Annotated in this window: 16 protein-coding genes and 2 pseudogenes; 7 read left to right on the top strand and 11 right to left on the bottom strand. The window is 74.7% G+C overall.

The window, feature by feature from the left end; all coding sequences use genetic code 11:
• The first annotated feature begins 64 nt into the window (after window positions 1–64).
• Both BX266_RS28535 and BX266_RS28530 read left to right on the top strand, forming a co-directional pair.
• Window positions 65–1,026 (top strand): annotated as a pseudogene (locus tag BX266_RS28535) (LacI family DNA-binding transcriptional regulator).
• 87 nt (window positions 1,027–1,113) lie between these two features.
• Window positions 1,114–2,274: an alpha-hydroxy-acid oxidizing protein gene (locus BX266_RS28530; protein WP_259464894.1), complete on the top strand. Its 1,161-nt coding sequence runs from the start codon at window positions 1,114–1,116 to the stop codon at window positions 2,272–2,274.
• 155 nt (window positions 2,275–2,429) lie between these two features.
• Here BX266_RS28530 and BX266_RS28525 read toward each other — a convergent pair whose 3' ends face one another.
• Entirely contained in the window at window positions 2,430–2,864 is a 435-nt protein-coding gene (locus tag BX266_RS28525; protein WP_099904403.1) for an ATP-binding protein, read from the bottom strand.
• Between the two features lie 445 nt (window positions 2,865–3,309).
• On the opposite strand from BX266_RS28525, the gene BX266_RS28520 reads away from it, so the two are divergent.
• Entirely contained in the window at window positions 3,310–3,939 is a 630-nt protein-coding gene (locus tag BX266_RS28520; protein ID WP_099904401.1) for a LuxR C-terminal-related transcriptional regulator, read from the top strand.
• An 18-nt stretch (window positions 3,940–3,957) separates the two neighbouring features.
• Here the strand turns inward: BX266_RS28520 and BX266_RS28515 are convergent, their stop codons facing one another.
• On the bottom strand, window positions 3,958–4,440 hold the full coding sequence (locus BX266_RS28515) for an Lrp/AsnC family transcriptional regulator (protein ID WP_259464893.1): 483 nt from the start codon (window positions 4,438–4,440) through the stop codon (window positions 3,958–3,960).
• Window positions 4,441–4,551: 111 nt separating this feature from the next.
• On the opposite strand from BX266_RS28515, the gene BX266_RS28510 reads away from it, so the two are divergent.
• Window positions 4,552–5,703, top strand: a complete 1,152-nt coding sequence (locus tag BX266_RS28510; RefSeq protein WP_099904398.1) for a PLP-dependent aspartate aminotransferase family protein — start codon at window positions 4,552–4,554, stop codon at window positions 5,701–5,703.
• Between the two features lie 46 nt (window positions 5,704–5,749).
• On the opposite strand, the gene BX266_RS28505 is transcribed toward BX266_RS28510, so the two are convergent.
• The 5 genes from BX266_RS28505 to BX266_RS28485 all read right to left on the bottom strand — a co-directional run bounded on the left by BX266_RS28505 (window position 5,750) and on the right by BX266_RS28485 (window position 9,327).
• The gene (locus BX266_RS28505; RefSeq protein WP_099904396.1) at window positions 5,750–6,559 is read right to left on the bottom strand and encodes a DUF1028 domain-containing protein; all 810 of its coding nucleotides are present in this window, start codon (window positions 6,557–6,559) and stop codon (window positions 5,750–5,752) included.
• Window positions 6,560–6,671: 112 nt separating this feature from the next.
• A complete protein-coding gene (locus BX266_RS28500; RefSeq protein ID WP_099904394.1) occupies window positions 6,672–6,980 on the bottom strand; it encodes a GNAT family N-acetyltransferase in 309 nt (102 codons plus the stop codon).
• A gap of 26 nt (window positions 6,981–7,006) precedes the next feature.
• Window positions 7,007–7,624, bottom strand: a complete 618-nt coding sequence (locus tag BX266_RS28495; RefSeq protein ID WP_099904392.1) for an FMN reductase — start codon at window positions 7,622–7,624, stop codon at window positions 7,007–7,009.
• Entirely contained in the window at window positions 7,621–8,712 is a 1,092-nt protein-coding gene (locus tag BX266_RS28490) for an LLM class flavin-dependent oxidoreductase (RefSeq protein ID WP_099904390.1), read from the bottom strand. Before BX266_RS28490 ends, BX266_RS28495 begins: the two co-directional genes overlap by 4 nt.
• Window positions 8,713–8,778: 66 nt before the next feature.
• Window positions 8,779–9,327 carry a PadR family transcriptional regulator gene (locus tag BX266_RS28485; RefSeq protein ID WP_099904388.1) on the bottom strand — a complete coding sequence of 183 codons (549 nt, stop codon included), beginning with the start codon at window positions 9,325–9,327 and terminating at the stop codon, window positions 8,779–8,781.
• 235 nt (window positions 9,328–9,562) lie between these two features.
• On the opposite strand from BX266_RS28485, the gene BX266_RS28480 reads away from it, so the two are divergent.
• Window positions 9,563–10,444, top strand: a complete 882-nt coding sequence (locus BX266_RS28480; protein ID WP_099904386.1) for a S1 family peptidase — start codon at window positions 9,563–9,565, stop codon at window positions 10,442–10,444.
• A gap of 482 nt (window positions 10,445–10,926) precedes the next feature.
• Here BX266_RS28480 and BX266_RS28470 read toward each other — a convergent pair.
• Window positions 10,927–12,932 (bottom strand): annotated as a pseudogene (locus BX266_RS28470) (FAD-dependent oxidoreductase).
• A 96-nt stretch (window positions 12,933–13,028) separates the two neighbouring features.
• Between BX266_RS28470 and BX266_RS28465 the strand changes: the two are divergent.
• A complete protein-coding gene (locus BX266_RS28465) occupies window positions 13,029–13,421 on the top strand; it encodes an RNA-binding S4 domain-containing protein (protein ID WP_099904382.1) in 393 nt (130 codons plus the stop codon).
• Window positions 13,422–13,466: 45 nt separating this feature from the next.
• Here the strand turns inward: BX266_RS28465 and BX266_RS28460 are convergent, their stop codons facing one another.
• Complete coding sequence (locus BX266_RS28460) at window positions 13,467–13,961, bottom strand: hypothetical protein (protein ID WP_099904380.1); 495 nt, start codon at window positions 13,959–13,961, stop codon at window positions 13,467–13,469.
• A gap of 135 nt (window positions 13,962–14,096) precedes the next feature.
• On the opposite strand from BX266_RS28460, the gene BX266_RS28455 reads away from it, so the two are divergent.
• Entirely contained in the window at window positions 14,097–14,510 is a 414-nt protein-coding gene (locus tag BX266_RS28455; protein WP_099904379.1) for a YchJ family protein, read from the top strand.
• A 7-nt stretch (window positions 14,511–14,517) separates the two neighbouring features.
• On the opposite strand, the gene BX266_RS28450 is transcribed toward BX266_RS28455, so the two are convergent.
• Together BX266_RS28450 and BX266_RS28445 are read right to left on the bottom strand one after the other, a co-directional pair.
• Window positions 14,518–15,558 carry a GNAT family N-acetyltransferase gene (locus BX266_RS28450; protein WP_099904377.1) on the bottom strand — a complete coding sequence of 347 codons (1,041 nt, stop codon included), beginning with the start codon at window positions 15,556–15,558 and terminating at the stop codon, window positions 14,518–14,520.
• A gap of 17 nt (window positions 15,559–15,575) precedes the next feature.
• Window positions 15,576–16,508, bottom strand: coding sequence for a polysaccharide deacetylase family protein (locus BX266_RS28445; protein WP_180290647.1), 933 nt, complete (start codon window positions 16,506–16,508; stop codon window positions 15,576–15,578).
• Window positions 16,509–16,588: the final 80 nt, after the last annotated feature.

Here is a 16,588-nt window from a genome sequence, read left to right as displayed (position 1 = left end):
ACCGTCGTCCCGTCCGGCGGAGGAGGAGAGAGACGGGGTGGCGGTGGTGGATCGGCGTCCGACCTTGCACGACGTGGCGCGGGAGTCGGGGGTCAGCGCGAAGACGGTGTCACGGGTGCTGAACGGGGAGGGCCCGGTGGCGGCGGCGACCCGGGAGCGTGTGCTGGCGGCGGTGGAGCGGCTGGGGTTCCGGCCGAACCTGATGGCGCGCAGCATCCGGACCGGCGGCCCGGACTCGACGGTGGGCCTGGTCCTGCCGGACCTCGGCAACCCGTTCTTCGGGGCGCTCGCGGGCGGCGTGGAGGAGGCGGTGCGGGCCCGCGGGCTGACGGTGCTGCTGGGCTGCTCGGGCGGCGATCCGGGGCGTGAGGCGGAGGTGGTGGGGGCGTTCCTGGCGCGCCGGACGAGTGCCCTGCTGGTGGTGCCCGCGGGCGGCGGGGAGGCGCTGGGGGCGGCCCGCGCGGCGGGCGTCCCGCTGGTGTTCCTGGACCGTCCGGGCCCGGGCGCGGACTGCGTGGTGTCCTCCAACCGGGAGGGCGCCCGGGAGGGCGTCGCGCACCTGCTGGGCACGGGCCACCGCCGGGTCGGCTTCCTCGGCGACCTGCCGGCCTCGCTGTACACCCGCCGGGAGCGCCTGGCGGGCTACCGGGACGCGCTGGCCGCCGCGGGGCTGCCCGAGGACCCGGCGCTGGTCGCGGGGCCCGCACGGTCGCGGAGGTGGAGCGCGCGGTGCTGCGGCTGCTGGCGCTCGCGCAGCCCCCGACGGCGCTGTTCGCCTCGAACGTGAACGCCGCGACGGGCGCGGTGCTGGCGCTCGGCCGGGCCGACCGCCGCGAGGTCGCGCTGCTCGCCTTCGACGACCTGCCGCTCGCGGACGTGCTCGACCCGCCGCTGTCCGCGGTCGCCCAGGCCCCTGCGCTGCTGGGCGCGACCGCGGCGAGGCTGGCCTTGGCCCGGCTGGACGGCGACAGCACGCCGCCGCGCACCGAGACCGTTCCGACCACCCTGCTGGTGCGCGGCGGCTGACGGACCCGCCGGACCCTTGACCGCCGTTCGGCGATCGATGGAGTGTGGCCTTCCCTCCAGCGCCTTCCCCCACTCCGAGGAGCACCGGTGCCGCAGTTCGGCGACTACCAGAACGAGATCTACTTCGAGGCGCTGTTCGGCGTCGCGCCGAAGTACCCGATGACGTACGCAGGGCTGGCGGAGCGGGCGCACGCCGCGCTGGCGCCGGAGCTGTGGTCGTACGTGGCGGGCGGGGCGGGCGACGAGCACACCCAGCGGGCGAACGCCGCCGCCTTCGAGCGGTGGGGGCTGGTGCCGCGGATGCTGGTGGGCGCGAAGGAGCGCGACCTGCGGGTGAGCCTGTTCGGGCTGGAGCTGGCCTCGCCGCTGTTCCTGGCGCCGGTCGGCGTGGTCGGGCTGTGCGCGCCGGACGGGCACGGGGACCTGGCGACGGCCCGGGCCGCCGCCCGGACGGGGGTGCCGATGGTGGCCTCGACGCTGTCGGTGGACCCGCTGGAACAGGTCGCGGACGCACTGGGCGACGCTCCGGGGTTCTTCCAGCTGTACACGCCGACCGACCGGGCGCTCGCGGAGTCGCTGGTGCACCGTGCGGAGGCGGCCGGGTACAAGGCGATCGTGGTCACCCTGGACACTTGGGTGACCGGCTGGCGGCCGCGCGACCTGGGCAGCGGGAGCTTCCCGCAGCTGCGCGGGCACTGCCTGGCCAACTACACCTCGGACCCGGTGTTCCGGGCCCGGCTGCGGGACCCGGACGGGGATCCCCGGGGTGCGGTGATGGACTGGGTGCAGATCTTCGGCAACCCGCTGACCTGGGACGACCTGCCGTGGCTGCGGTCGCTGACCGGCTTGCCGATCGTCCTGAAGGGCCTGTGCCACCCGGAGGACGTGCGCCGCGCGAAGGACGCGGGCATCGACGGCGTGTACTGCTCGAACCACGGCGGCCGGCAGGCGAACGGCGGGCTGCCCGCGCTGGAGTCGCTGGCCGAGGTGGTCGAGGCCGCGGACGGCCTGCCGGTGCTGTTCGACTCGGGGGTGCGCAGCGGCGCGGACGCGGTGAAGGCGCTGGCCCTGGGTGCGACCGCGGTCGGCGTCGGGCGGCCCTACGTGTACGGGCTGGCGCTGGGCGGCGAGGCGGGCGTGGTGCACGTGCTGCGGTCGCTGCTGGCGGAGGCGGACCTGCTGATGGCGGTGGACGGCTACCCGTCGCTGGAGAGCCTGCGCGCACCGGGGGCGCTGCGCCGCTGCTAGCCCCGCCTCCGGCCTTATTGCGAGTTACTTGCAATAACTGGGGCCGTGCAGCAGAGTGGAGCCGCGGGGTCGTCCGACGATCGTCTTCCCAACCGGCGTCCGCCGGGACACGGCGCCGGCCCCGCGCCAGCCTCCCCACGCCGCCACCGAGCGGCTCAGCCGAGCGGCAGCCGGACCACCATGGTCTTGCCGCCGCCGTCCGGGTCGGCCAGCGTCTCCGTGCCGCCGCCCGCCAGCGCGGCCAGCTCGTGCACCAGGCTCAGCCCCCAGCCGCCGCTGCCGTCCTGGTGCGGGACCTCCGGGCGCTGCGGGCAGTGCGGATGGCGGTCGTGCACCCGGATCGCCAGCTCGTCGGGGGCGAAATCCAGTTGGAGCGTGGTGCGGGGCGAGCGGGGGGCCGCGTGCCGGACCGTGTTGGTGACCAGCTCACTGACCACCAGCAGCACGGTGTCGGTCAGCGGATGGTCCGCGTCCAGGCCGCGAGCGGCGAGTTCGGCGCGCACGCTGCGTCGCGCCTCGGGCACGGACGCGGGTACGGTCGCCAGGCTCAGGCAGAAGCGCACGGTCTGGGGTGGGTCCGCGACAGCCATGGTCGGTCCCTTCACAACGGGGGCGACCGGGTGGGAGCGGGGGGCGCCGTCGTCCGGCCGCGTCGGGGCTCGGCAGCCCTGCCCCGTCCGAAGGAACCGGACAGATTACCGATGCTTAGTACCGTAAGGCCGAACGGCCCGGTCTGCGGCGGCGGATGCTGGACAGTGGCCACAACTCGCCACCGCCGGCCGTACCCTGGAGATCATGTCCGACGACCTGCTGGAACCCCTGGGTCTCGGCGCGCTGGAGAGTGCACCAGACTGACCGGCAGCCCCACCAGGTACACCGCCGCCCCGCCCGAGGTCGCGGTGGACGCGCCGGCCGCCCAGCGCCAGCACGATCTGGACCGACTCCGCACCCGCGTAAGCGAGTTGGCGCTGGCATACGCCGACCTCGGGCCGTCGGTCTCCAGCATGGGGGCACCTCGCGGCCGAAGGCTGGGGGATGGTCGAACCGGTGGAGGGCCAGGACGCCCTGCGGCACCGCGCGGAGCAGCTCCAACTCGGCGCGCAGCAAGAGGTGTTGGCGATCGACTGCCCGCCGTACTTCGACAGCCCGACGGACAACCCGATCGAGTTCCAGCTGCTCGCCCGCGGTGTCGAGTGCCGGGTGCTGTACGACGCGCCGGGCCTGGAGAGCTCCACCCGGATGGACTTCGTGATGCGCTGCGTGGAGGCCGGCGAACAGGCCCGCAGCCTGCCCTCGGTCCGGATGAAGATGCTGGTCGCGGACCGGCGGTGCGCGATGATCCCGCTCAGCTTCGAGGCCACCGAGTCCACCGCCGCGCTCTGGATCCGCCCCTCTCCGCCGCTGACCGCCCTGGTCACCTGCTTCGACCTGCTGTGGGAGCGCGCCACCCCACTCGCCGCGGCCCGCGCCACCGGCGAGCTCGACGACCGGGACCGCGAGTTGCTCGCCCTGCTGGCGGCCGGCGCGAAGGACGCGGCGATCGCCCGCAGCCTCGGCCTCACCCCGCGCACGATGACCCGCCGGATCGCCCAGCTGATGACCGAGCTGAACGCCCGGACCCGCTTCCAGGGCGGCCTGCAGGCCGCCAGGCGCGGCCGGCTGTAGCCCGGGCCCGACGCCGCGTCAGATCACCGGGCTGGAACCGGCGATCCGCTCGAAGACCAGGTTGGTGCGGGTCTGCGCGACCGCCGGATGGGTCGTCAGGTGGTCGACCACGAAGCAGCGCAGCGCCTCCGGATCGGCCACCGCGACGTGCAACAGGTAGTCGTCGCTGCCCGCCATGTGGAACACCGCCAGCACCCCCGGCAGGTCCGGCGCGGCGGCGCGGAAACTGCCGTTCTGCTCCCGGGTGTGCGCCCGCAGCCGCACCGAGATCATCGCCTGCAGCGGCAGCCCGACCGCCGGCAGGTCGACCTCCGCGTGGTAGCCGGAGATCACCCCGCGCTCGCGCAGCGCCCGCACCCGCGCCAGGCACGTGGACGGCGCGACCCCGACCCGCTCCGCCAGCGCGTTGTTCGGCACCCGGGCGTCGGCCCGCAGCGCCCGGACGATCGCCCGGTCGACGTCGTCCAGCTCGGCAGCCCGGGCCCGTGGAATGTTCGGCACGCCGCCAGCCTGGCGGCCCGTGCCGAACATCCGCAAGACCGCCCCCGCACCGACCGAATCTTCCGCCGACGCCCTGGCCATCCTGCCGATTCGAGTTCACCATCAACGGCCATGAGCCGACTCGACACCCGAGCCGTGCACGCCGGCCGCGACGACCTCGCCGGACTCGGCACGCACGTCCCCCCGCTCGACCTGTCCACCACCTACCCGGTACCGGACCTCGCCGCCGGCGGCGACGCCTACCAGGCCCTGGCGACCGGCGGCCGACCGCCCGCCGACGGCGGCCTGGTCTACCAGCGGCTGTGGAACCCCACCGTCGCCCGCTTCGAGCAGGCCCTCGCCGAACTCGAGGGCTGCGCCGAGGCGGTGGCCTTCTCCTCCGGCATGGCCGCACTCTCCGCCTGCCTGCTGGCCGCCGCCGCGGAGGGCCGCCGGCACGTGGTCGCCCTGCGCCCGCTGTACGGCGGCTCCGACCACCTGCTCGACTCCGGCCTGCTCGGCACCGAGGTCGGCTGGGCCACCCCCGACACCCTCGCCGCCGCGCTCCGGCCCGACACCGGCCTGGTCCTGGTGGAGACCCCCGGCAACCCCACCCTGGACCTGCTCGACCTCGCCGCGATCGCCGAACGCTGCGCCGGCGTCCCGCTGCTGGTCGACAACACCTTCGCCACCCCGGTGCTGCAGAACCCCGCCGCATTCGGCGCCACCCTGGTCCTGCACTCCGCCACCAAGTCGATCGGCGGCCACGGCGACGTGCTCGCCGGCGCCGTCGCCTGCACCCGCGCCTGGGCGGAGCGGCTGCGCCGGGTCCGGGCCGTCACCGGAGCGATCCTGCACCCGCTGGCCGGCTACCTGCTGCACCGCGGCCTGCAGACCCTTCCGCTGCGGGTCCGCGCCGCTTCCGCCAGTGCCGCGCAGCTCGCCGACTGGCTCGCCGAGCAGCCCGAGGTCGCCGCCGTACACTACCCCGGCCGCTCCGGCTCCCCGCTGCTGGGAAGCCAACTGCGCGGCGGCGGCAGCACCCTGGCCTTCGAAGCGGCCGGCGGCTTCGAGCACGCCGCGGCGATCGCCGAACGCTGCGAGCTGATCACCCACGCCGTCTCGCTCGGCGGCGTCGACACCCTGATCCAGCACCCCGCCTCGCTCACCCACCGGCCGGTGGCCGCCGCCCACAAGCCCGCCCCCGGCGTGCTCCGGCTCTCCGTCGGCCTGGAGGACCCGGTCGACCTGATCGCCGACCTCGCCAAGGCGCTTCCCCGCTGAGGACGTTGACGGCCCGACGGGGTGCCGGGAGCGCGCCGCCGGGCCGTCACGCGCCGACGGCCTCCCGCAGGTGGTTCAGCACCAGCGGGTCGATCCAGCCCGGCACCAGCCGGCCCTCCAGGTTCTCCACGCCGGCCCAGCGGTCCAGCGAGTCATAACCCACCGCCGACAGCAACTCCCGTACCTCGACCGCGAGTTCGCCGTCCAGCCGGAGCAGCTCGGCCGGGTCCGGGGTCCCGTGCAGCACCTCGTGCACGGCCAGCAGCCGGCGCAACTCCGCGACCGGGTCCGGGTGGTCGTCCACCCGCAGGTCGTACGCGGTGTCGCCCCATCCGCCGACGCCCCGGCCCGGGTCGACCAGGTACAGGGCCGCGCTCTGCCGGCCGCGCGAGTCGCCGCCGGCCGCGTCGCCCGCCGCGAGTGCGGCCACCAGCCGGTCGGCGAAGGGCAGTTCGGCGGAGGCCAGCCAGACCGCCTCCATGTCACGGACCACCTCGGGCCCCGCCAGGATGTTCCCCTGGATCGCGTACCCCTCCCCCGCGACCCCGCCCGCCCACGGCAGGCAGTCCTGCCCCGTGAACGTCGCGCCGGGACCCTCCGGACCGACCACCCCGAGCTGCCGGTTCGGGCGGCCGTCGTCCGCCGCCAGCAACGCGGCCACCACCCCGTCCGGCGCCACCCCGCTGCCCAGCATCGCCAGCCCCTGCGGCCGGTAGGCCACATTGGCCCACGCCTGGCTGGCCAACGCCCCTACCCGCGCCTCCGCCGCGGGCACCAGCGCCCCCACGGCAAGGAACTTGCTGGCCACCGCCACACCGAACGCACTGCCGTCACGAGCCACGATCGAGAAGGTCACACCGGCCGACCCTAGCCCCGACCCGAACATCCGTCCACGCCCCCCGAACCCCCGCACATTCCGGCAAGGCCGGTGGGCGGGGGACCCGCGGGACCGCGGCGGCGTGGTTCCGTCAGAGGTCGAACTTGGCGCGCTTGTCGGTCGGGACGAGGTCGAGGTAGTCCGGGTGCTTGGCGATCCAGCCGCGGATGAAGGGGCAGTACGGGAGGACGCTGCCGCCGCGTGCGCGGACGGTGTCGAGGGCGGCGCGGGCCAGCTTGCCGCCGAGGCCCTGGCCCTCGAAGGCGGGGTCGATGACGGTGTGCACGAAGGCGACCGTGCCGCCGTCGCGGAGCTGGTACTCGGCGAAGCCGGCGAGGCCCGCGTCGGTGCTGATCTCGAAGCGGGAGGCTTCGGCGTTGTCGACGACCTGGGGTTCCATCGGGGGTGCTCCTTCGGGGCGGCGGGTCAGGGGGTGCGGAGGGCCGCGAGTTGCTGGGCGAACGGGACGACCTGTCCGGTCGGCGGGGCGGCCGCGGGCCGGCCGGAGAGCTGCTCGGCGAGTTCGCCGGCCGCGCGGGCGATCCGCCCGGCGAGCGAGCCGTCGGCGCCGGTGGCGCCCCAGTCCTCGGACGCGGCGAACACCGCGGTGGGGACGACGGCGGTGCGCAGGTACGCGAACAGCGGGCGCATCGCGTGTTCCAGGGCGAGGGAGTGCCGGGCGGTGCCGCCGGTGGCGGCGATCAGCACGGGCGTCCCGGTGAGCGCGTCCCGGTCGAGGACGTCGACGAAGGACTTGAACAGGCCGCTGTAGGAGGCGGAGAAGATCGGGGTGACGGCGATCAGCCCGTCCGCCTCCTCGACCGCCCGGAGGGCGTCGCGCAGCGCGGGCGGCGGGAAGCCGGTGACCAGGTTGTCGGCGATGTCCCGCGCCAGCTCGCGGAGTTCGACCACCCGGACGTCCACGTCCCGTCCGGTGTCGCGCAGTTCGCGGGCGGTGGCCTCGGCGAGCCGGTCGGCGAGCAGCCGGGTCGAGGACGGGACGCTCAGCCCGGCGGTCACCACGACCAGTTTCAGCGCACTCACTTGGCGGTCACCTCCTCCTGGCGCGCCGTCACCAGCGCGGCGTGGGTGGGCCCGTCGGTAACCCCGGCGGGGCGGTTCTTGGCGAACTCGGCGCGCAGGACCGGGACGACCTCCTCGCCGAGCAGGTCGAGCTGTTCGAGGACGGTCTTGAGCGGGAGTCCGGCGTGGTCCATCAGGAACAGCTGGCGCTGGTAGTCGCCGAAGGTGTCGCGGAAGGCGAGGGTCTTCTCGATGACCTCCTGCGGGCTGCCGACGGTGAGCGGGGTCTGCTCGGTGAACTCCTCCAGCGACGGGCCGTGGCCGTAGACCGGGGCGTTGTCGAAGTAGGGGCGGAACTCGCGCACCGCGTCCTGGGAGTTCTTGCGCATGAACACCTGGCCGCCGAGGCCGACGATCGCCTGTTCGGGGGTGCCGTGGCCGTAGTGGGCGTAGCGCTCCCGGTAGAGGTCGATCAGCTTCTGGAAGTGCTCCTTGGGCCAGAAGATGTTGTTGGCGAAGAAGCCGTCGCCGTAGTAGGCGGCCTGTTCGGCGATCTCGGGGCTGCGGATGGAGCCGTGCCAGACGAACGGCGGGGTGTCGTCGAGCGGGCGCGGGGTGGAGGTGAAGGACTGCAGCGGGGTGCGGAAGCGGCCCTGCCAGTCGACGTTCTCCTCGCGCCACAGCTGGTGCAGCAGCGCGTAGTTCTCGACGGCCAGCGGGATGCCCTGGCGGATGTCCTTGCCGAACCACGGGTAGACGGGGCCGGTGTTGCCGCGGCCCATCATCACGTCGACCCGGCCTTCGGCGAGGTGCTGGAGCATCGCGAAGTCCTCGGCGATCTTCACCGGGTCGTTGGTGGTGATCAGCGTGGTCGAGGTGGAGAGGATCAGCCTCTCGGTGCGGGCCGCGATGTAGCCGAGCATGGTGGTCGGCGAGGAGGGCACGAACGGCGGGTTGTGGTGCTCGCCGGTGGCGAAGACGTCCAGGCCGACCTCCTCCGCCTTGAGCGCGATGGCCACCATGGCCTTGATCCGCTCGTGTTCGGTCGGGGTCCGACCGGTGGTGGGGTCGGTGGTCACGTCGCCGACGCTGAAGATGCCGAACTGCACCGCTCTCAACTCCTTCGAGGTTGATTCAACATTCAACCACTCGGTGGAACGGCGCGCCACCCGGCCCTATTCCCGACCTTCCGCCCGCTCGGCCGGCGGTCCGGCGAGCGCCTCGTCCAGCCAGGCCAGCCAGAACGACTCCAGCTGGATCCCGGCCCGCAGCACCAGGTGCTGGAGGCGGCTCTCCTCCCCGGCCCGCTCGGCGGGGAAGTCCCGCCGCTCGATCTCCAGGTACTCCGCCAGCTGCTCGCGGTGCAGCTCCCGGTGCCGGGCCAGCTCCTCCCCCAGGCCGTCCACGCCCAGCACGGCGGCGGCCCGCAGCCGCAGCAGCAGCGGGTCCCGGATCGGCTTCGGGTCCTGCACCAGCGCGACCCACTCGCGCAGCGCCGCCCGCCCGTCCGGCAGCACCTCGTACTCCTTGCGCTGCCCGCGCCCGGCCGCCGGGCCGGACGCCCGCACCAGCCCCTCGCGCTCCAGTCGCCCCAGCTCCCGGTAGATCTGCTGGTGGGTGGCCGACCAGAAGAACCCGATCGACCGGTCGAACCGCCGGGTCAACTCCAGCCCCGAGGACGGCTTCTCCAGCAGGGCCGTGAGGATCGCGTGCGGCAGTGACATGCGGCGATCGTACGGTCCCCGCCGCCGGGACCCCGGCCCCGGCCCCGGAACGCAAGGGTGGGAATGTCCGGTCCGGGTCTTGTGTCGGTCCGTCAGGTGTTCTCATACTTCCGGGTAGCGCGCCTGTCAGGAGCAGATCAAGGCGGCGGCCCACCGGCCGGCGTCGATCGCTGCTGCCCGCGCCTCACGGCCCGTCAACCCCCAAGGGCCTCTCCCACTCCCCAGGAGGAGATCTGTGAGGACCATGCGCACCACCCCCACCACCGCCCGCCGCGCCCGCGGCCGGCTGCTCGCCGTCGCCGCCGCCCTGGCCGCCGCCACCGCGCTCGCGGTGCCGAGCGCCGGGGCCGCCGTCACCCCGTCCGCGGACGCCGCAGCGCTGGCCCGGGTCAGCGACTCGGTCGAGTTCAGCGGCGTCGGCGGCATCGCCTGGCACACCGACCCGGCCAGCGGCAAGGTCGTGGTGACGGCCGACAGCACCGTGTCGCCGGCCGCGCTCGCCAAGCTCGGCAAGGCCGCCGGCGGGGACGCCGCGCACCTGCGGATCGAGCGCACCTCCGGCGCCTTCACCCCGCTGCTGTCGGCGGGCGCGGCGATCTACGGCGGCAGCTACCGCTGCTCGCTGGGCTTCAACGTGGTCAAGGGCGGCGTCTACTACTTCCTGACCGCGGGCCACTGCGGCAACATCGCCAGCACCTGGTACACCAACTCCGCCCACACCACGGTGGCCGGATCCACCGTCAGCTCCAGCTTCCCCGGCACCGACTACGCCCTGGTCCGCTACACCAACACCTCGCTCAGCCACCCGGGCGGCTACACGGCCGCGAACGCGTTCGTCGGCGAGGCCGTCAAGCGCACCGGCTCGACCACCGGCACCCACAGCGGCACGGTCACCGCGCTGAACGCCACCGTCCGCTACTCCGACGGCAGCACCGTACGCGGCCTGATCCAGACCAACGTCTGCGCCGAGGGCGGCGACTCGGGCGGCCCGCTGTACGACGGCAGCAAGGCCCTGGGCCTGACCTCCGGCGGCAGCGGCAACTGCACCAGCGGCGGCACCACGTTCTTCCAGCCCGTCACGGCGGCCGCCGCCGCGTACGGCGTCTCGCTCTACTGACCCCCCCGCGGGAGCCCGCCGGAGCCGCGGCCCCGGCGGGCTCCTGCGTGGAGTCGGCCCGGCGCGGCCTGCCGCCGCACCTGTCGGTGCCGCCGCCCGCGGAGTTCGTCCGCGGGTCGGGGCAGTCGTTCGAGGAGAAGCTGATCCCGTCGATGGAGTCCTTCGGGGCCCTGTGCCGGGAGGTGCTGTCGCCGGACGGGGCGGAGACGATGCTCGGCCGGTCGGTGCTGGTGCCGGCACCGCCGGACGAGGAGATCCTGCTGCCGGTCCCGTCCGCCTGCACCGACGACCCCCTGGTGGCCTCCGCGCACCGGGTGCTGCCGCTCGCCGAGCGGCCGGCCACCGCCCTGGAACTGCCCGCCGACCTGCCGGAGTTCTGCGACAACCTGGACCTGACCTCCTGGTTCCGGGACGGGCCGGGCAGCGCGCGGCCCGGCACTGCCTGCGCCGGGGCTGCCCGCTCGGCCACTGCTGACCATCCGTCAGAGCGCGGCCGCCAGGCGGGTGCCCTGGTCGATGGCGCGCTTGGCGTCGAGTTCGGCGGCCACGTCGGCGCCGCCGATCAGGTGCGGTTCGACGCCGCGTTCGCGCAGCGCGTCGACCAGTTCGCGGCGGGGTTCCTGGCCGGTGCACAGGACGACGGTGTCGACGGGGAGGACCTGCTCCTCGCCGCCGACGGTGAGGTGCAGGCCCTGGTCGTCGATCCGGCGGTACTCCACGCCGGGGACCATCACCACGCCGCGGTGGCGCAGTTCGGTGCGGTGGATCCAGCCGGTGGTCTTGCCGAGGCCGGCGCCGACCTTGCCGGTCTTGCGCTGCAGCAGGTACACGCTGCGCGGCACGGCGGGGCGGGCGGGGGCGGCCAGGCCGCCGGGGGTGGTGTGCTCCGGGTCGACGCCCCACTGGGCGAGGAAGCCGGGCGCGTCGGGACCGGGGGCGGTGAGGAACTCGGCGACGTCGAAGCCGATGCCGCCCGCGCCGATCACCGCGACCCGGTCGCCGACCTTCGCGCCGTCGCGCAGCACGTCGAGGTAACCGACCACGCTGGGGTGGTCGACGCCGTCCAGTTCGGGGACGCGCGGGGTGACGCCGGTGGCGAGCACCACCTCGTCCCAGCCGGTGAGGGCGTCGGCGTCGGCGCGCACGCCGAGGCGCAGCTCGACGCCGGTGCGCTCCAGGGCGTGCCGGTAGTAGCGCAGGGTCTCGTCGAACTCCTGCTTGCCGGGCACCTTGCGGGCCACGTTGAGCTGGCCGCCGATCTCGGCGGCGGCGTCGAACAGGGTGACCCGGTGGCCGCGTTCGGCGGCGGAGACGGCGAAGGCGAGGCCGGCCGGTCCGGCGCCGACCACGGCGATGCGCTTGGCCAGCCGGGTGGGGGCGAGGACCAGTTCGGTCTCGTGGCAGGCGCGCGGGTTGACCAGGCAGGAGGTGATCTTCGCGCTGAAGGTGTGGTCCAGGCAGGCCTGGTTGCAGCCGATGCAGGTGTTGATGGACTCGGGAGCCCCAGCGGCGGCCTTGTTGACGAAGGCGGGGTCGGCGAGCATCGGGCGGGCCAGCGAGACCAAGTCGGCGTGGCCGGTGGCGAGCAGGTCCTCGGCCACCTCGGGGTGTTGATCCGGTTGGTGGTGACCAGCGGGATCGTCACCTGCCCCATCAGCTTCTTGGTCACCCAGGCGTAGGCGCCGCGCGGCACCGAGGTGGCGATGGTGGGGATCCGGGCCTCGTGCCAGCCGATGCCGGTGTTGATGATGGTGGCGCCGGCCGCCTCGATCTCCTTGGCCAGCCGCACCACCTCCTCGAAGGTGGAGCCGCCGGGGACCAGGTCGAGCATGGAGAGCCGGTAGACCACGATGAACTCGGCGCCGACCCGCTCCCGGACCCGGCGGACGATCTCGATCGGGAAGCGCATCCGGTTCTCGTACGAGCCGCCCCAGCCGTCCGTGCGGTGGTTGGTCTGCTGGGCGATGAACTCGTTGATCAGGTAGCCCTCGGAGCCCATGATCTCCACGCCGTCGTACCCGGCGGAGCGGGCCAGCTCGGCGCAGCGGGCGAAGTCCTCGACGGTCTGCTCGATCTGCTGCTCGGTCAGCTCGTGCGGGACGAACGGGCTGATCGGGGCCTGGATCGCGGACGGGGCGACCAGGTCCTCGTGGTAGGCGTAGCGGCCGAAGTGCAGGATCTGCAGCGCGATCTTGCCGCCCTCGGCGTGCACGGCGTCGGTGATGACGCGGTGCTCGGCGGCCTCCTGCTCGGTGGTGAGCTTGGCGCCGCCGGACCAGGGCCGGCCGGCCTCGTTGGGGGCGATGCCGCCGGTGACGATCAGGCCGACGCCGCCGCGGGCGCGCTCCGCGTAGAACGCCGCCATCCGTTCGAAGCCGTGCTCGGCCTCCTCCAGGCCGACGTGCATGGACCCCATGACCACGCGGTTCGGCAGGGTGGTGAAGCCCAGGTCGAGCGGGGCCAGCAGGTGGGGGTACGCAGCAGTCATCGACGCCTCCGGTCGGGATTTGTTACCCAACGGTAGGGCTCATCGATCTAGCGATGCAACTAGTTGCACAAACAGGCCGCGGACTACAGTCGTGCCATGAGTACGGACGAGGCGAGCGTGCGGATCGACAGCTGGATCTGGGCGGTCCGGCTGATCAAGACCCGCTCGGCGGCGGGCGCGGCCTGCCGGGCCGGGCACGTCAAGCTGAACGGGGCCTCCGCCAAGCCCGCGCACCACGTCAAGCCGGGCGACGACGTGCGGGTGCGGGTCGAGGGCCGGGAGCGGATCGTCCAGGTGGTCCGGCCGATCGCCAAGCGGGTCGGCGCGCCCGTCGCCGAGACCTGCTACGTCGACCACAGCCCGCCGCCCCCGCCGCGCGAGGAGCGGCCGGCCGCCGTCGCCGAGCGCGACCGCGGCGCGGGCCGCCCCACCAAGCGCGAGCGCCGCGACCTCGACAAGCTCAAGGACGGCTACCGGCCGTACTTCTGAGGCCCGGACGGGCCCTCGGCTCCCTGCCGCGGGACGCAGCGGCCCTCAGGACTGATCGGCCTTCTCCTTGGCGACCCGGACCTGCTCGGCGAACTCCTCGGCGGAGATCCGCTCCACCGGAGCGCCGTAGGAGGCCGCCAGTTCGTCGGCGGGCCCGTTCTCGTGCTCGACCAGGTCGACCACCAGCAGCGCCTTGCCGTTGTCGACCCGGGAGGAGAGCACGATCAGGCCCGCCCCGCCGTCGGTCATCTCGGTCTGCTCGGCGGCGTTGCCGATCGCCGCGCCGGCCGCGAAACCCAGCAGCACACCGATCGGGCCGCCCAGCAGCCCGACCAGCCCGCCGACCAGGCCGGAGCCGACGGTCGGCACGCCCGCGCCGCGGATGTGGCTCTCCGGGATGTCGACGATGCCCTCGGCGTCGCGCTCCAGCACCGCGACCTGCCGCACCCCGGGCAGGTGCATCGCGTCCTCGTAGGCCCGGCGGCAGGCCGCCGGGTCGGTGAAGCCGAGCAGCAGCACGTTGTGGTGGTGGTCGCTCATCTCAAGTCCCCTTCGCCGACCGTCGCCGTCCGCCGCACCGCTGCGGGCGCGGCACCCGCCCATCCTGCCCCGATCGCCCCGCGGCACACCCGACCGGCGCGCCGGGCCCGGTGCGCGGGCGACGATAATGGAGGCATGGCCCGCCGACGCACCCCGACCCCGCCCGCCCCGAAGGACTGCCCCTGCGGCCAGCCCGCCGCGTACGCCGAGTGCTGCGGTCGGCTGCACCGCGGCGCGGCGGCCGCGGGCAGCGCCGAGCAGCTGATGCGCTCCCGGTTCAGCGCCTTCGCGGTGCGGGACGAGCCGTACCTGCTGCGCTCCTGGCACCCGGACACCCGGCCCGCCTCGGTGGACTTCGACCCCTCGCTGCGCTGGGAGCGGCTGGAGGTCCTCGGCGCGTCGGAGGGCGGGCCGTTCCACGCCGAGGGCACCGTCGAGTTCCGCGCCCACTTCCGCGAGGGCGGCCGGGCGGACGCCCTGCACGAGCGCAGCCGGTTCGTCCGCCACCAGGGCGAGTGGGTGTACCTGGACGGCGCGATCCAGCCCTGACGCGACGTCAGGAGCCCTTCCGCAGGCGGTGTTTGAGGCCGAGCAGCGCTCCGCCGGGGCCGCGCGGGAGCAGCCAGCCGGTGTCGGTGCGGTCGACCGCACCGAACCGGTACTTGTAGGGCTCGTCGCCGCGCAGGAAGTCGAAGGTCCGCACGCCCTCGGCGGCGCAGCTGCGCAGCGCCGCGTCGATCAGCGCGGTGCCCAGCGAGTCGGCGGCCCACCGCGGGTCCCAGCCGATCTGGTAGTAGGCGAACCGGTCGGCCCACCGGAAGCCGTACAGCACGCCCACCGGCTCGTCGTGGCGCCTGGCCACCTGGAAGGCCGGGCCGCAGCCGGGCACGGCGGTCTCCAGCAGCCGGCGGTGCAGCGGCAGCCGGTCGGCCCCGAAGCTGCTGACGCCATCCGCGGCGGCCTCCCGACGGAGCCGGTGCAGCCGCAGCAGTTCGTCCAGCAGGGCGGGCCCGGCGGTGCCGGGCGGCAGCCAGTGGAAGGAGATGCCGGCGGCGGCCAGCCGGCGGTGGGCGCGCCGGTTGGCGGCCCGGAAGTCGCGGGAGCCCAGCCGGTCGGGGCCGTCGGTCAGGTCGGCCCGCGGGCAGGCGGAGCGGGTGACCGGGCGGGCGGCGGCGGGCAGCAGGTCGGCGTGCGCCCGGTCCAGGTTGGGCAGCCACAGGGTGTGGTGGCGGGCGCGGCGGGCCAGCCAGGCCGCCACCTCGGCGCGCCGGTGCGGCCGCAGGGCGGGCCCGCAGTGGTCGGCGGCGCCGGGGCCGGAGCCGAGCAGGGTGAGCACGGGGACGTCGAGCGGCACCCGGTGGTGCGCCCGGAGCCGGGCGGCGACCAGTGGCAGCACGGCCTCGGCCCGGCCGTCCGGGCCGCGCCAGACCGCGAGTTCGGCGGGCTGCGCCGCGCCCAGGGTGCGCCACCAGGCGAGCACCCAGTCCGGGCCGCCGAACCACGAGCCGTCCGGGTCGTCGGCGATCAACTCCCGCCAGTCGTGGACGAGTTCGCCGTCCAGCTCGGGCGTGCGGTGGATCTCCGGTGCGCCGTCCACGCCGGGCTTCCCCCTTCTCAGCGGCCGCCGCGCAGCCGGTGCACGGCCGGGTGCAGCCCGGACAGGATGGTGTCGAAGCGGTCCCGGCCGGTGTGCGAGTTGACCCGCAGCCGGCTGATCCGCAGCCGGTGCGCCGGGGCCAGTTCGGTGTGCCGGTGGTCGAACAGGAAGCCCGTACGGTACCCGAGGGTGCGCAGCACCCGCTCGGCGCGCGGGTCGAAGTTGCCGTTGGGGTAGGCGAAGGAGGTCGGCGGGCGGCCCAGCCACTGTGTCAACCGGTCGTGTGCGCGCACCAGTTGGGCGTCGAGTTCGGCGTCGGCGCAGCGGTCCAGGCACGGGTGGGAGGCGGTGTGATTGCCGATCGCGACGCCGCCGTCGAGCAGCTCGTGCAGGTCGGCGCGGGTCAACTGCGGCTGCCGGGGCGCCCGGTGGCCCGAGCTGTCGCGCAACTCGGCGAGCGTGCGCTGCCGTTCGGCTTCCGGCAGGGCCTTCATCCGGCGGACCGCGGCGGTCGGGCCGAGCCCGCGCAGGGCCCGCGCCCGGCCGCCGTGCTGGACCAGGTGGGCGGCCTCGGTCCACCAGTACGGCTGGTCGCCGTCGATCAGGTCGGTGATCACGTAGGCGGCGGCGGGGATGCCGAGCCGGGCGAGCACCGGCAGCGCCTCGGTGAGCACGCTGCGGTCGCCGTCGTCGAAGGTGACCAGCACGCTGCGCGGCGGCAGCGGTCGGCGGTGCTCGGCGGCCCGGGCCACCTCGTCCGGGCCGACCGGGCGGGCGATCCGCACCAGGCGTTCCATCTGGGCCCGGAACGCCGCCGGGTCGTCGATGCCGTGGTAGGCGAGCACCGCCAGCCGCCGGACCGCCCGGGCCCGGAAGACGGGCTGCAGCGGGGAGCGCCGCAGCAGCGCGTCGATCCCCCGCCGGCTGGCCGCACGGTCCGTGGTCGGCATGCCCTCTCCCCCTCCGTGCACGCACGGGCACCCCGGACCGGTCGGCCCGAGGTGCCCGTTGGAGCTCAGGTCACAAGAGT

This window comes from Streptomyces sp. TLI_171, assembly GCF_003610255.1.
Taxonomy (GTDB): domain Bacteria; phylum Actinomycetota; class Actinomycetes; order Streptomycetales; family Streptomycetaceae; genus Kitasatospora.
The sequence above is the reverse complement of the archived record's forward strand: the minus strand, read 5'-3'. Positions and strand labels throughout refer to the sequence as shown.

Bases quoted from the DNA above. Each gene is read 5' to 3' on its own strand.
- BX266_RS28445 (WP_180290647.1), bottom strand. From the start codon at position 16,508: ATGCCGACCACGGACCGTGCGGCCAGCCGGCGGGGGATCGACGCGCTG.
- BX266_RS28520 (WP_099904401.1), top strand. From the start codon at position 3,310: ATGGTCGAACCGGTGGAGGGCCAGGACGCCCTGCGGCACCGCGCGGAG.
- BX266_RS28510 (WP_099904398.1), top strand. From the start codon at position 4,552: ATGAGCCGACTCGACACCCGAGCCGTGCACGCCGGCCGCGACGACCTC.
- BX266_RS28455 (WP_099904379.1), top strand. From the start codon at position 14,097: ATGGCCCGCCGACGCACCCCGACCCCGCCCGCCCCGAAGGACTGCCCC.
- BX266_RS28485 (WP_099904388.1), bottom strand. From the start codon at position 9,327: ATGTCACTGCCGCACGCGATCCTCACGGCCCTGCTGGAGAAGCCGTCC.
- BX266_RS28460 (WP_099904380.1), bottom strand. From the start codon at position 13,961: ATGAGCGACCACCACCACAACGTGCTGCTGCTCGGCTTCACCGACCCG.
- BX266_RS28500 (WP_099904394.1), bottom strand. From the start codon at position 6,980: ATGGAACCCCAGGTCGTCGACAACGCCGAAGCCTCCCGCTTCGAGATC.
- BX266_RS28465 (WP_099904382.1), top strand. From the start codon at position 13,029: ATGAGTACGGACGAGGCGAGCGTGCGGATCGACAGCTGGATCTGGGCG.
- BX266_RS28525 (WP_099904403.1), bottom strand. From the start codon at position 2,864: ATGGCTGTCGCGGACCCACCCCAGACCGTGCGCTTCTGCCTGAGCCTG.